This is a genomic window from Psychrobacter glacincola (assembly GCF_965118485.1).
GTDB classification, from domain to species: Bacteria; Pseudomonadota; Gammaproteobacteria; order Pseudomonadales; family Moraxellaceae; genus Psychrobacter; species Psychrobacter glacincola_D.
In genome coordinates, this window is the sequence record NZ_CBCPJH010000034.1 from 19,609 (window position 1) to 33,872 (window position 14,264).

Consider the following 14,264-nt stretch of genomic DNA (forward strand, 5'->3'; position numbering starts at 1 on the left):
TTTGTGACTGGATTTTTTATTGCTAGCAAGTATTTTTGCTAGTGATGATTGATTTGGTTTTTCATTATTTTTTTATACTTATCGCTAGGTTGTCATCTTTATGGATCAATTTTTAATCACGGGTAGTAGTCGTATCGCTGGGGAAGTCACTATCTCAGGCGCAAAAAATGCCGCGCTGCCGTTACTTGCGGCGATGATATTGTCTGAAACGCCGACGACATTGCACAATGTGCCATCGTTAAAAGATGTACGCACGTTGATTGAATTGATCGCTGGTATGGGTATTCATATCCAAAAAAATGGTGATAGCGTTACTTGCGATACCAAAAGTATCGATAATTTTTATGCGCCGTATGATTTAGTCAAAACCATGCGCGCCTCAATCTTAGTATTGGGTCCATTGTTGGCGCGCTTTGGTGAGGCAGAAGTATCTTTGCCGGGCGGCTGTGCCATTGGTTCGCGTCCTGTTGATCAGCATCTCAAAGCTTTTGAGGCGATGGGTGCTAGTATTAAAGTAGAAAACGGCTATGTGATTGCACAAGCGCCAAAAGGTGGTAGGTTGCTAGGATGTAAGTATTCCTTTGATATGGTGACGGTAGGCGGTACTGAAAACGTCATCATGGCGGCAGCACTTGCTAAAGGAACTACTATCCTTGGCAACTGTGCGCTTGAGCCAGAAGTGGTTGATTTGGCCAATATGCTAGTGGCAATGGGTGCAAAAATCAGTGGTATCGGTACAGCTACCATGACCATCGAAGGCGTCGAGCGTTTGCATGGCTGTGAGTATTCAGTGGTACCAGATCGTATCGAAACAGGCTCTTATCTTGCTGGTGCTTTAATGACACGCGGTGATGTATTAACTAAAAATACATCGGCGCTATTACTAACACCTGTACTAGAAAAATTTGAAGATATGGGTGCAACCATTACTAGCGGTGATGATTGGATTCGCGCGCAGATGAAAAGTCGTCCTAAAGCGGTTGATATCCGTACCCAGCCGCATCCGGGTTTTCCAACTGATATGCAAGCGCAGGTAATGGCGATAGCTTGTTTGGCTGATGGCACCAGTACCTTTATCGAAAACATTTTTGAAAATCGCTATATGCACGTCCCTGAGCTTAACCGCTTGGGCGCTTCTATCCAAGTAGATGGTCATACTGCTGTCGTAAAAGGCGTTGAATGCTTTACTGCCGCGCCTGTAATGGCAACCGATTTGCGTGCTTCGATGTCATTGGTGATGGCAGCAGCAACCGCAGAAGGCGAGAGCTTAATTGACCGCATTTATCATATCGATCGCGGCTATGAGCATGTTGAAGACAAATTGCGTGCGCTTGGCGTCAATATTGAGCGTATCAACAGCAACGCTTAATACCGTTAGCTAAGATCTATAACGTCAGTCAGTTATTATCCTGACGTTATAACTTCAAAATAATCTCAACGCTCAGCGTGATATTATTAATCCTGCCCTTTTAACGGCGACAACTTTTAGCACCATCAGCAAACGGACTAGCGTCACTATGACTGAAGCAACCAATAGCTTACCAACCAGTGTTTTATTAAATGAAGTAAATGATGAGTTTTCAGGCTTAACACTGGCGTTATCAAAGGGTCGCATTTTAGAAGAAACGATGCCACTTTTGCGCGCCGCTGGTGTTGAATTATTGGAAGACCCTGAAGCCTCGCGCAAACTTATTTTTCAAACCTCAAACCCTAATGTCCGTGTATTAATTTTACGCGCAAGCGATGTGCCAACCTACGTCGAACATGGTGCAGCAGACTTTGGTGTGGCTGGTAAAGATGTGTTGCTTGAGCATGGTGCCAATCATGTATATGAGCTGCTGGATCTGAAAATTGCTCAGTGTAAGCTTATGACTGCTGGTGTAAAAGGCGTACCTTTACCGAACCGTCGTTTGCGTATCGCTACCAAATACGTCAATGTTGCCCGTGCTTACTTTGCCAGCCAAGGTCAGCAGGTCGATGTGATTAAGCTCTATGGTTCGATGGAGCTTGCACCTTTGGTTGGTTTGGGGGATTTGATTGTTGATGTCGTTGATACCGGTAATACCTTGCGTGCCAATGGACTCGAAGCACGGGATCATATCTGTGATGTCTCTTCACGTCTTATCGTCAATCAAGTCAGCTATAAACGCAAGTTTGCACTGCTTGAGCCGATTTTGAATAGCTTTAAAGATAGTATTGCTAGCGCTTCATAACTCATTCATAAATCAGTGCAAGATAGCGCCATTTTATAGATTAGTAATATCAAGCATAGCTATGCAAAATTCTAAACCAGTTTGGTGCGCTAAGGAAGATGTAGCGTGCTAAACTGGTTTTGTTTTATTCGCTTGCTAGCACCTAAAAGCTCAGTATAATCTGAGTGAGATAAATATAAATAATCTACTGTTTTAGCCAGTATTTTTTGATTTTTATAGCCGTATTCCATGCTCAAATATAGGACAAAGCCATGCGCCAATTAAGTACGCAAGATGCCGATTTTGATAGTCAACTAACAAAGCTGCTTGCTTTTGAAACAGTTAATGATACTGATTTGCTTACAACAGTAGATGATATTATTGATAGAGTGCGTCATGGCGGCGATAGCGTGGTTCTAGCATTAACGCAGCAATTTGATCAACATCCAGCAACGAATATTCAAGCTTTAGAGTTGTCTCAAGAGGCGCTTGCTGAGGCATTCGTCAATCTTGACGATACGGTCAAAACAGCTTTGACCACAGCAGCGACGCGTGTACAGAATTTTCATGAGCGCCAAGTACAAGAATCATGGCAGTATGAAGATGAGCTCGGCAATCGCTTAGGACAAAAGGTCACGCCGCTTGACCGTGTTGGCATTTATGTACCGGGCGGTTTGGCATCTTATCCGTCTTCTGTATTAATGAATGCTATCCCTGCCAAAGTTGCTGGCGTCAAAGAGGTCATCATGGTAGTGCCTGCGCCAAAAGGCGTGCTTAATCCCTTGGTATTGGCAGCGGCACATTTGGCAAAAGTCGATCGGGTCTTTACTATTGGCGGCGCACAAGCGGTAGCGGCACTGGCCTATGGTACTGAGACGATACCAGCAGTGGATAAAATCACAGGACCGGGCAATAAATATGTTGCAGCCGCTAAGCGCGCAGTATTTGGTCAAGTAGGTATCGATATGATTGCCGGCCCATCTGAAGTACTGGTGTATGCAGAAGGCGAAAGACAAGACCGTGCTGATTGGCTAGCAATGGATTTATTGTCACAGGCAGAGCATGACCGTATTGCTCAAGCGATTTTTGTGACCACCAGTGAAAAGCAGCTGGAAGAAGTCGCTATTGAAATTGAAAAAGCCTTAGCTGAATTGCCTAAAGCAGATATTGCTCGTGATTCATTAAAAAATCGTGGCGCGCTTATCTTAGTCAAAAACCGCGAGGAGGGCATGGCAGTTATCAATCGCGTTGCCCCTGAGCATTTAGAATTGTCTGTTGATAACCCAGACACGTTGCTTGGTGATATTCGCCACGCTGGTGCTATCTTTATGGGACGTCATACACCAGAAGCCATTGGTGATTACTGTGCAGGACCGAATCATGTATTACCGACATCGGGCACAGCACGCTTCTCTTCACCGCTAGGCGTTTATGATTTCCAGAAAAAATCATCCATTATTTATTGTAGTGAAGCGGGTAGTAAGCCGCTGGCTGAGACTGCAGACATTTTAGCGCAGCGTGAGGACTTAGAAGCCCATGCACGTTCAGCCCGTTATCGCTACCAGTCTTAATTTTAGAATAACAGTTCTTTGGTTAATAGCTCTTAAAATATTAGCCTTTAGAATGCCAGCTTTTAGAAATAACCGTCTCTGTGATTAATAGTAGGATAACTTATGATTGAGTTAAAAGTAGATACCAGATTGTGGTCATCTAAAGCGCGTAATTTATCGCCATATGTCCCTGGTGAGCAGCCTCAGCACGACGATTTATGTAAGTTAAACACCAATGAAAATCCATTTCCGCCATCACCAAAAGTTGGCGAGGCAATCACTAAGGTTTTAGCGCAGCAAGCAGCGGATTTGCGCTTGTATCCGGCGCCTGAATCGGATGATTTGCGCGGCGCATTAGCAGCGCTGCATCATCTTGATATCAATCAAGTATTCGTCGGTAATGGCTCAGATGAAGTATTGGCATTAGTATTTGCCAGCTTCTTCTTAAAAGAGCGCCCAATTTTAGCACCGGATATTAGCTATAGCTTTTATCCAGTTTATGCCAATACCTTTGGTATCGAGCTGGTACAAATACCATTAGAAGCCGATTTTAGTATTAGCCCTGATGCTTATCGGCAGCCTTGTAGCGGTATTATTATTGCCAATCCAAACGCGCCAACGGGTTTATTATTGTCGCTTGCTGATATTCGTAAGCTTGCTAGCGAGCATTCAAACTCAGTGATTGTGATTGATGAAGCATATATCGATTTTGCTCAGCTAGAAGAGGGTAGTGCGGATTCACCAGTATCAGCAATCAGCCTTATTAATGAGTTTGATAACTTGCTAGTGACGCAAACCTTTTCAAAATCGCGCTCGCTTGCCGGTTTACGGGTCGGTATGGCATTCGGTAATGCCTCATTAATTGAAGCATTAACGCGTATGAAAAATAGCTTTAATAGCTATCCACTTGATAAGTTGGCACAAGCTGGTGCAACAGCTAGTGTCTTGGATGTTGCCTACTTTGAGCAAACCCGCCAGCAAGTGATCGATTTGCGCACATCTTTGACGGCAGAATTAACAGCGTTGGGTTATGATGTACTGCCATCACATGCCAACTTTGTCTTTGCGCGTCCACATGATGGTGCTGCCAGTCAGGTAGCAGAAATCTTACGAGAGCAAGGTATTATCGTGCGTCATTTTGATAAGCCCCGTATTAATGAGTATCTGCGGATCACGATTGGCACCGCTGCACAGAATGAGCGTTTAATTAATGCATTAAAAGCGCTCCAAGCAGTGGCGGTTGCTGAAGTTAATTAATAATTAGTTCGACTAAACTACTGAAAAATGTTTTATAAGTCATAAAAAAAGCCTGCTAACATTATGTTAGTAGGCTTTTTTTATGTTTTAAGCTGTTTCTATATATAAAGCTTAATTATTATCTGCTTTGGCGAGAACGGAGAGCAAGTTACCTACTTTATCAAGGCACTCTTGATACTCAGCATCGCAGTCAGAGGCAACAGTGATGCCGCCGCCTGCCCACAAACTGATGTATTTGTTATTATCTGCTGCGCTAGTCGCTTGTAGTGTACGAATCAGTACATTCCATTGGCCGCTACCATCAAAATTCATATAGCCCATAGTGCCGCAATAAGCGCCACGCGGTGCGGCTTCTAATTCTGCGATAATCTCCACTGCACGTTTCTTTGGCGTTCCAGTAATTGAGCCGGCCGGCAAACTGCCAAACAAAACGCTTAACGGATGAGTATCTGTCTTTAGCTCGGCAGTAATGGTGCTGACCATATGATGCACATTGCTAAAGCTTTCAATCGCAAATAGCTGTGGCACCTTTACGCTACCGATTTTGGCATATTTACCCAAATCATTGCGCAATAAGTCTACAATCATGACGTTTTCAGCACGGTCTTTTTCGCTATTGATTAACAGCTGCTTGTAGTCATTATCTTGTTTGATTGTTAAGCCGCGCGGCATCGTTCCTTTAATCGGTTTGGTACGGATATGATGCTTATCGGTCTTAACGTCTGTGTTAAAGGTAAAAAATAATTCTGGCGAGCAGCTTAATAACTCAAATTGATGCTTTGACGTATCTGTTCTGTCGTCATCATTAAAAGTATCAACCGCTACATAGCCTGCAAAAGGTGCTTGGGTATTAGCGTGCAAAGCAGGTAAGTAATCAATGAGACTGGTGACTGACTTATCGCCATAAGAGCTCAAACAGCCATTCCATGCTTGAGTTAAATTAATTTGATAGCAGTCGCCTTGCTGCAAATAATCTTGCGTTTGCTGAAACGCTTGCTGATATTGCTGCTTGCTCCATTGAGCTTGTAGTAAGAGAGTTGGCATTTTATTGGGTTGTTTTTTATTAGTATTCTCATTCGATAGCTGCTTATCCAAACTATCCAGATAAGAGATCAACATTGCGACCAATGAATTTATGTTGTGTTGAACTGAGCTGCTATCAAAATTAACGTTATTATTATTTACCCTTAACTGCCAGTTCTTTTGCTCAGCGTCTGGCATTAGGTAAATATCATAATGGCCTAATAATGCGCACGGCTGTACTACCATTTCAATATTGGTGGCTGGGCTCAACTCATGAGTGGCAATATCATAACTGATGAAACCTATCAAACCATGATGATAACTGAGTTGCTGATTATTTTTATTTGCTAAGATTGAAACATCGTTATTGTTATAATGCTGACTATAGGCAATTAATTCCTCTTGCCATTCGCTATAACTCATATAGCTATCATCATCACTAGCATTGCCAGAATCGCTAAAAACAGTGCGGCAGGTTTTTTCTACTTTATAAAGGCTTGCCTGCTGTGCAGAATGCCGCGTGTCATTAGCCAGCGGATAAACACACCAGCTCATTTTTGGTAATAAGCCAATGACTGGTTGCCCATCGTTATTAAGCCAAACCAGTTGCCAGTTTGCGCGGCTATCTTGTTTTAGCAAATGGCGCTGCAGGTGCGGCATCAATTCGGCAGCAGATAAGTCACCAAAACGCCAGCTAGTTTTGCTAGCTGGCGGTAGGGCAGAATCTGTCTGTACAGTGGTATCAGAGTGTATTGCAACCATAGTTTAGGCGTCAAATTTTTTGATGATTAATGTGGCATTAGTACCGCCAAAGCCAAAGCTATTGCTCATCAGAGTTTCAAGCTTAACATCGCGTTTTTCAGTGACGATATCAAAGCCTTCAGCAGCCGGATCTAATTCTGTAATATTGATACTTGGGGCAATAAATCCATCTTGAAGCATCAATAGGCAATAAATCAGCTCTTGCGCGCCAACCGCACCCAAGCTATGACCTGTCATAGATTTGGTTGAGCTAATGGCAGGAACTTTACTAATATCATTATCAAATACTTTGGCAATCGCTTTAAGCTCAGTAATGTCACCAAGTGGCGTACTAGTACCATGACTATTGATATAGTCGACAGTTTCTAAACCAGCATCAGCAAGTGCCAGCTTCATACAGCGTACTGCACCTTCACCGCTTGGCGCGACCATTTCTGCGCCATCAGAGCTGGCACCATAACCGACGATTTCGGCTAAAATATTGGCACCACGCGCTCGGGCATGCTCTAAGCTTTCAACGACCACCATACCGCCGCCTGCAGCAATAACGAAGCCATCACGGTCTTTGTCATAAGCTCTTGAGGCAAGCTCTGGCGTCGCATTATATTGAGTACTGACTGCGCCCATGGCATCAAACATACAAGACTGTGTCCAATGTTCGGCTTCACTACCACCAGCTAGTATGATATCTGCTTTACCCAACTGAATGAGCTCAGCAGCATGACCGATACAATGCGTTGACGTCGCACAAGCAGAGGTTAGTGAGTATGATACGCCTTGGATTTTTAGACCAGTAGCAAGCGCCGCAGATACTGAGCTGCCCATGGTTTTCGGTACTGCCATCGCACCAACGCCGCGCAGTCCTTTTTCTCGCATCGCATCTATCGCATTGGTGATATTTTCTGTCGACGCACCGCCTGAGCTGGCAACCACACCCACGCGTGGATTGCTATTTATGGTCTCTAAAGATAGACCGGCATGCTCAATGGCATTTAGGGCGCTGACATAAGCATAAAGGCTTGCATCACTGAAAAATCGTTTAAGCTTGCGGTCGATAGATGAAGTATCAAGCATCGAGTGATCGATACTGCCACTGACGTGCGACTTAAAGTCGTGCTCAGCATAAGATTCATTGAATGTGATGCCAGAGCGCCCTTGTTTAAGGGCGTCTGTAACAGTAGCCAAATCATATCCGATACAAGAGACAATCCCTGCTCCAGTGATAACAACGCGGCGCATACTCTATTCCTTATTAGTAACGATTTTTTAATAATTACTTTTAATCATCGTTTTTACCATCTTAAACTAGCTATCTTGCTCATGAATAATAAATGCGTGATAACAAAATGCTATCAAGGCGCTAAAGGCAAGTTTATTACCGCTATTCGCTCATGATTCACTCATAAAGAGAGCAGATTAATAATGGTACAAGTGTACTTTGAATTATGGCATATGATACCGTATCAAGGTTGTAAAGTGTTTGAGTAAATACAAAATAATGCTAAAACATGGTCTATCAGCAATAATGATTATTTTATAGTTTTCTGCACTGTATGATTAATAGGTATAAGATGCGAACACTGCACATCAATGGACGTCATAGTGCAAACTTCTTTAATATCAATCGATTTAACAGATATACTATAATGCTTAAGCTGTTATCTATAAACGACACTTCTAGATACAAAAGGGGTGCTAGCGATAACATTGTTCGCACTGACAGGACTCATCAGGGTTCGCTAAAATGGCAACCAGCTTATTATTATAAAAAAGGTGTTAAAGCAGCACTTTACCAAGTGGTGCTTTAATAGCCCGTATTTTTACTACAGTTATTTTAATCAAAATTACTCTAATGAATGTTACTTTATAACAATCATCATATTAAGGATATTAAGATGGGAAAGCGTAGCACTTTATCTAAAGGTATCAGCACCGTTGGCTCTTTTACGCGTGGCAATCTAGAGCGTATGGGCGCGCTGATTGATAGTACCAATGCCAAAACTGGTAAACCGCGTCAATTTAAAGCGGTGAACTTGGGTGATGAAGATTATCAACAAGATTTTTTTCGTGAACAAACATTAAAGGCGACCCAGCAATTATTGGGCACCCGTTTCGCAACTTATGGCAAATATGCCAAAAAAATCGTACCAAATAGCCTATTTGAATCGACCATTGATGGCGCCTTTGCTCAAATTGCCAAGCTTGCTGCAAACTGGAGTCAAATTGATTTACCGAATGAGCACCGCTTCGCCAATATTGCCAGTCTAGATGATGAGCATCGTTATGCGTTAGCGACTGACATTGCCAATCAAAACCGTGCCTTAGCGACGCTTGGCGGTATCACAGGTTTAGCCGGTTTACCAGGTTTGCTTGCAGATACCTTATGGTTGTTATTAGTGTCTTTACGTACGGTTTATCAATTGGGCGCTGTATATAACAAGCCATTGACTGGTAAACAAGGCGTCAAGATGGCATATGAATTACTTGCCAATGCAGACCTAAGCAAAATGCAAGAGAAACAGGCATTGCTTGCAGGTATCGGCATCGGTAAAGGCTTGCTTGATAGTGCGCAAAGTAGTGGTTTGCACAATGAGCTTAAAAACCTAGGTTTACAAAACAAAAGCGTTAATTTTTATGCTGAGCAAGTAGACAGCATTGCCAGTCAGGTTGGTATTGATTTGGATCAAATCAATTTAACATGGATACGCAAATTCTTACCACCCACTGCCGTTATCATTGGTATGCGCTATAACAGCCAGTTAATTGATGAGGTGATTGGCGTTGCTCAAGCGACCTTCGCACCAGAAGCTAAGCTTGCTAACCGTGCGATTACTGATGATAGTGGTAGTGAAGTTAAGGTTAGTGAAGCAACGGGTAGCACTGAGCAGAAAGAAGATAAAGCTCAAGATGCCACTTCACAAGAGACACCAGCAAAAGACACTGTATCGAAAGACGATGCTAAAAAAGATGCCGTGAAAGAAAGCGAGAAAGATAGTAAAGCTGATACTAAGCAGAAACAGCCTGATTCTAAAGAAGCTGATTCTAAGGAAGATAAGCCTAAAGAGACAAAACCGCAAAACACTGCTTCAAAAGAAGATAAAAAAGATACTCAGAAAAAAGCTGACGATAAACAAGACGACGTGAAAAACGATGTCGATGCTAAAGCTGACGAGAAGAAAGTGGATGAAAAGAAAGTTAACAGTAGCAAGAATGACAAGCAGGGTAGTGCAGATACATCTTCTGACAGCAAATCAAAAAAATCAGACAAAGCAGCTGCTAAATCGAGCAAATAATGGGTTATCAAGATTTGCTACTGATTTTTTAGCAATCTGACATTTTATACTTTTAGCGCTTAACTTTAATATTGACGATATTGTCTTGCCTCTCTTGAATAATAAGACAATATCGCCATATAGCTAAGATAAATGACTGTTTTAATCTCTAAGTATGTTATCTAAATGATGTATTCGTCTACTTTATTTAGTCTACTGTTTTTTGGCTTATATCATCAAAAACAGATTAAAGAGATATAGTGGTAGACTGATATACATATCTATCCGCTGCTGTAAAGTCCAACTGCTCATAAGTGGTTGAAATAGCAGCAACAAGTCTTTATAATACACTGTCCTAAAAATGGGTGTGCCGAAATCTGTCGTTAGAGTCAGATGGATGGTGCGTTTCCCTATTTTTTTGTTTTTTACCAAACGGGAGAAGGATGCCTCATGGCAACAACTAACCAATTGATTCGTAAAGGTCGCAAAACCATCAAGGAAAAGTCAAAAGTTCCTGCGTTGGAAGCGTGCCCACAGCGCCGTGGTGTATGTACTCGCGTATATACTACTACCCCTAAAAAACCTAACTCAGCCATGCGTAAAGTATGTCGTGTACGTTTGACTTCAGGCTATGAAGTATCAAGCTATATCGGTGGCGAAGGTCATAACTTACAAGAGCACAGTGTTGTTCTTATCCGTGGTGGTCGTGTAAAAGATCTACCAGGTGTACGTTATCACACCGTTCGTGGTGCACTAGATTGCGCAGGCGTTAAAGACCGTAAGCAAGGTCGCTCTAAATATGGTGCTAAGAAACCTAAAGTTTAATAACCAATCGTTATTAAATAGATTTCTTTGTACCACCCATTAACTGTGCATGGGTCTGATGTGAGTAATTTTTTGACCAAATGAGTCATTAACCCTTTATCACATACCGCTATGCAGTAAGGCTGACTGACAACTCGATATAACGCCATTCAATATTAATTGGTGCGAGATTGTGAATGTCAGACACTCCTGAAGAAAAGGATTATTATTATGCCAAGACGTCGCGTCGTTGCTACCCGTGAGATCCTACCGGATCCTAAGTTTGGTAGCCAAACTGTTGCAAAATTCATCAACCATGTCATGAGTCATGGTAAAAAATCTACTGCTGAGCGTATCGTTTACGGTGCACTTGAGACAGTAAGCCAAAAGCGTAACATTGAAGATCCAGTATCTTTCTTTGAAGAAGTGCTAGAAAACGTTCGCCCAATGGTAGAAGTAAAAGCTCGCCGTGTTGGTGGTGCAACCTACCAAGTGCCAATGGAAGTACGCCCCTCCCGTCGTACCGCCTTGGCTATGCGTTGGTTAGCTGAAGCTGCTGCAAAGCGTTCTGAAAAATCAATGGCTTTGCGTTTAGCTGGCGAATTGAATGATGCTGCTGATGGCAAAGGTAATGCTATGAAGAAGCGTGACGAAGTTCACCGCATGGCAGATGCTAACAAAGCATTCTCTCATTACCGTTTCTAAGCTACTTTTAATTAAGTTGTTTTTTAAAAGTAGTTTTAGATGACTGGTGTATGCCAGTCATCTAGGTATAATTTATTTATTCTATTGATTGTCGCCATTGTTAATAAATGATTTGCTTGTAGTTATTGAAAGATAATAATAAACATACTCATTTTAGATGGCGAACATCTGTCAAGATGCTGTTTTAAACAGGGATGCTATTCTGTAAAGAAAGTCTCCTGAATTTGATGCCGTACTATTCTTAGTTGTTACTCTTTTTTGCCCGTATTAGGTTCAATAATTAGTAATATTGCAAAGCAAAATGGCTTTGTCGTAGAGTAGAGGTAGAGACACAACACATTAATATATACACGAATTTCCCTAGGAAAACACTATGGCTCGTAAAACTCCCCTAAAGCGCTATCGCAATATTGGTATCTCTGCGCACATTGATGCTGGTAAAACGACCACAACTGAACGTGTTTTGTTCTATACCGGTGTTAGCCACAAGCTTGGCGAAGTACATGATGGCGCAGCTACCATGGACTTCATGGAGCAAGAACAAGAGCGTGGTATTACCATTGCTTCTGCGGCGACAACTTGTTTTTGGTCAGGTATGGCTAAGCAGTTCGACGAACACCGTATCAATATCATTGACACCCCAGGTCACGTTGACTTCACGATTGAAGTTGAACGTTCTATGCGTGTCCTTGATGGCGCTTGCATGGTTTACTGTGCAGTAGGCGGCGTTCAGCCACAGTCTGAGACCGTATGGCGTCAGGCAAACAAATATAAAGTACCGCGCTTAGCATTCATTAACAAAATGGATCGTGTTGGTGCTGATTTCTACCGTGTGGTAGAACAAATCAAAACTCGTCTGGGCGGCAACGCAGTACCATTGGTTATCCCAATTGGTAAAGAAGATGGCTTTGAAGGCGTTGTGGATCTAGTGACTATGAAAGCCATCTATTGGGACGAAGCGTCGCAAGGTATGGAATATGAAGAGCGCGAAATCCCAGCTGAATTACAAGAAAAAGCGGAAGAATTTCGCGAGAATCTAGTAGAAAACGCTGCTGAAGCGACCGAAGAGTTGATGGAGTTGTATCTAGAAAATGGCGAATTGTCAGTAGAGCAAATCAACACTGCGATTCGTCAGTTGACTATTGATAACCAAATCATTCCATTGCTTTGTGGTACTGCCTTTAAAAACAAAGGTGTACAAAAAATGTTGGATGCGGTTATTCAGTATCTACCAGCACCAATGGATGTTCCTGCTATTAAGGGTATTCTTGATGACAAAGATGAGTCTGAAGGCTTCCGCGAAGCATCAGATGACCAACCGTTCGCAGCACTAGCGTTCAAAATCATGAATGACAAGTTCGTTGGTAACTTAACCTTCGTTCGTGTTTATTCAGGTGTTCTAACGCAAGGCAGTAGCGTTTATAACCCTGTTAAAATGAAGCGTGAGCGTGTTGGCCGTATCGTACAGATGATGGCAGATGCTCAGGTAGAGCTACAAGAGATCCGTACGGGTGATATCGCAGCCTTAGTTGGCATGAAGGACGTCACTACTGGTGATACCTTATGTGATGAGCAAAATGTTATCACGCTTGAGCGTATGGAATTCCCAGATCCTGTTATCTCTTTAGCGGTTGAACCTAAGACCAAGGGTGACCAAGAAAGAATGTCTATCGCTTTAGGTCGTTTAGCGAAAGAAGATCCATCGTTCCGTGTCCATACCGACGAAGAGTCTGGTCAGACCATCATCAGTGGTATGGGTGAGCTGCATCTAGAGATTCTTGTTGACCGTATGAAGCGTGAGTTTGGGGTAGAAGCCAACATCGGCGCGCCACAGGTTGCTTATCGCGAAACGATTCGTAATGTGGTTGAGCAAGAAGGTAAATTCGTACGTCAAACAGGTGGTCGTGGTAAATTTGGTCACGTTTGGTTACGTCTTGAGCCTCTTGATCCAGCTGGCGATGTTCTTTATGAATTTAAAGAAGAGGTTGTTGGTGGTACAGTACCAAAAGAATTCCACGGTGCCGTTGATAAAGGTATTCAAGAGCGCATGAAAAACGGCGTACTTGCTGGTTACCCAATCGTTGGCGTAAAAGCAACCTTATATGATGGTTCTTACCATGATGTTGACTCGGATGAGTTATCATTTAAAATGGCTGGTTCTATCGCATTCCGTAAAGGCTTCATGGCGGCAAACCCAACTCTACTTGAGCCAGTAATGAAAGTAGAAGTTGAAACACCAGAAGACTACATGGGCGATATCATGGGCGATTTAAACCGTCGTCGTGGTCTGGTTCAAGGTATGGAAGACTTACCTGGCGGCACTAAGCAGATTCGTGCTGAAGTACCATTAGCGGAAATGTTTGGTTATGCCACACAAATGCGCTCAATGTCACAGGGCCGTGCGACTTACTCAATGGAATTCCAAAAGTACGCGGAAATTCCAAAATCAGTTGCAGAAGCTATCATCTCTAAATTTAACAATAAAGATGAAGACGAGTAAGCAAAAATCTATCGATGATGGCAATATAGGGCATATCTCTATATTGTCAGCAGATAATAGACCAATAATTGGTTAAAAGACTTGTTATTGCTCGTGATTTTCTTATAATATCTGCACATTAGTATGTGCACCCTTTTAACACTTATCTTAATGTGGTCATTATTCCCTTAATAACTTTATAGATATTAAGCAGTTGACC

General features: G+C 42.5%; 10 protein-coding genes. 8 read left to right on the top strand and 2 right to left on the bottom strand.

Features of this window, described 5'->3' with window-relative positions:
- Window positions 1–100: 100 nt before the first annotated feature.
- The 4 genes from murA (at window position 101) to hisC (ending at window position 4,999) form a co-directional block, all read left to right on the top strand.
- Complete coding sequence (murA, locus tag ACMHKH_RS11840; protein ID WP_413520845.1) at window positions 101–1,369, top strand: UDP-N-acetylglucosamine 1-carboxyvinyltransferase; 1,269 nt, start codon at window positions 101–103, stop codon at window positions 1,367–1,369.
- Window positions 1,370–1,517: 148 nt separating this feature from the next.
- Window positions 1,518–2,213, top strand: coding sequence for an ATP phosphoribosyltransferase (gene hisG / locus ACMHKH_RS11845; protein WP_413520846.1), 696 nt, complete (start codon window positions 1,518–1,520; stop codon window positions 2,211–2,213).
- 251 nt (window positions 2,214–2,464) lie between these two features.
- Window positions 2,465–3,763 (top strand): histidinol dehydrogenase, encoded by a 1,299-nt coding sequence (gene hisD, locus ACMHKH_RS11850; RefSeq protein ID WP_413520847.1) that lies wholly within the window; start codon window positions 2,465–2,467, stop codon window positions 3,761–3,763.
- 102 nt (window positions 3,764–3,865) lie between these two features.
- Entirely contained in the window at window positions 3,866–4,999 is a 1,134-nt protein-coding gene (hisC, locus tag ACMHKH_RS11855) for a histidinol-phosphate transaminase (protein ID WP_413520848.1), read from the top strand.
- 111 nt (window positions 5,000–5,110) lie between these two features.
- Here hisC and ACMHKH_RS11860 read toward each other — a convergent pair whose 3' ends face one another.
- Both ACMHKH_RS11860 and ACMHKH_RS11865 read right to left on the bottom strand, forming a co-directional pair.
- Window positions 5,111–6,784 carry an anthranilate synthase component I family protein gene (locus ACMHKH_RS11860; protein WP_413520849.1) on the bottom strand — a complete coding sequence of 558 codons (1,674 nt, stop codon included), beginning with the start codon at window positions 6,782–6,784 and terminating at the stop codon, window positions 5,111–5,113.
- 3 nt (window positions 6,785–6,787) lie between these two features.
- A complete protein-coding gene (locus ACMHKH_RS11865) occupies window positions 6,788–8,023 on the bottom strand; it encodes a beta-ketoacyl-ACP synthase II (RefSeq protein ID WP_413520850.1) in 1,236 nt (411 codons plus the stop codon).
- A 656-nt stretch (window positions 8,024–8,679) separates the two neighbouring features.
- On the opposite strand from ACMHKH_RS11865, the gene ACMHKH_RS11870 reads away from it, so the two are divergent.
- The 4 genes from ACMHKH_RS11870 (at window position 8,680) to fusA (ending at window position 14,065) form a co-directional block, all read left to right on the top strand.
- Entirely contained in the window at window positions 8,680–10,077 is a 1,398-nt protein-coding gene (locus ACMHKH_RS11870) for an EcsC family protein (RefSeq protein ID WP_413520851.1), read from the top strand.
- Between the two features lie 429 nt (window positions 10,078–10,506).
- On the top strand, window positions 10,507–10,881 hold the full coding sequence (gene rpsL, locus ACMHKH_RS11875) for a 30S ribosomal protein S12 (RefSeq protein ID WP_011281154.1): 375 nt from the start codon (window positions 10,507–10,509) through the stop codon (window positions 10,879–10,881).
- Window positions 10,882–11,091: 210 nt separating this feature from the next.
- Window positions 11,092–11,565, top strand: a complete 474-nt coding sequence (gene rpsG / locus ACMHKH_RS11880) for a 30S ribosomal protein S7 (RefSeq protein ID WP_011514497.1) — start codon at window positions 11,092–11,094, stop codon at window positions 11,563–11,565.
- A 373-nt stretch (window positions 11,566–11,938) separates the two neighbouring features.
- Window positions 11,939–14,065 (top strand): elongation factor G, encoded by a 2,127-nt coding sequence (gene fusA, locus ACMHKH_RS11885; protein WP_413520852.1) that lies wholly within the window; start codon window positions 11,939–11,941, stop codon window positions 14,063–14,065.
- Window positions 14,066–14,264: the final 199 nt, after the last annotated feature.

What these genes read in the sequence shown, in the direction of transcription:
- murA (WP_413520845.1), top strand. Translation starts at nt 101, where the DNA reads ATGGATCAATTTTTAATCACGGGTAGTAGTCGTATCGCTGGGGAAGTC.
- hisG (WP_413520846.1), top strand. Translation starts at nt 1,518, where the DNA reads ATGACTGAAGCAACCAATAGCTTACCAACCAGTGTTTTATTAAATGAA.
- hisD (WP_413520847.1), top strand. Translation starts at nt 2,465, where the DNA reads ATGCGCCAATTAAGTACGCAAGATGCCGATTTTGATAGTCAACTAACA.
- hisC (WP_413520848.1), top strand. Translation starts at nt 3,866, where the DNA reads ATGATTGAGTTAAAAGTAGATACCAGATTGTGGTCATCTAAAGCGCGT.
- ACMHKH_RS11860 (WP_413520849.1), bottom strand. Translation starts at nt 6,784, where the DNA reads ATGGTTGCAATACACTCTGATACCACTGTACAGACAGATTCTGCCCTA.
- ACMHKH_RS11865 (WP_413520850.1), bottom strand. Translation starts at nt 8,023, where the DNA reads ATGCGCCGCGTTGTTATCACTGGAGCAGGGATTGTCTCTTGTATCGGA.
- ACMHKH_RS11870 (WP_413520851.1), top strand. Translation starts at nt 8,680, where the DNA reads ATGGGAAAGCGTAGCACTTTATCTAAAGGTATCAGCACCGTTGGCTCT.
- rpsL (WP_011281154.1), top strand. Translation starts at nt 10,507, where the DNA reads ATGGCAACAACTAACCAATTGATTCGTAAAGGTCGCAAAACCATCAAG.
- rpsG (WP_011514497.1), top strand. Translation starts at nt 11,092, where the DNA reads ATGCCAAGACGTCGCGTCGTTGCTACCCGTGAGATCCTACCGGATCCT.
- fusA (WP_413520852.1), top strand. Translation starts at nt 11,939, where the DNA reads ATGGCTCGTAAAACTCCCCTAAAGCGCTATCGCAATATTGGTATCTCT.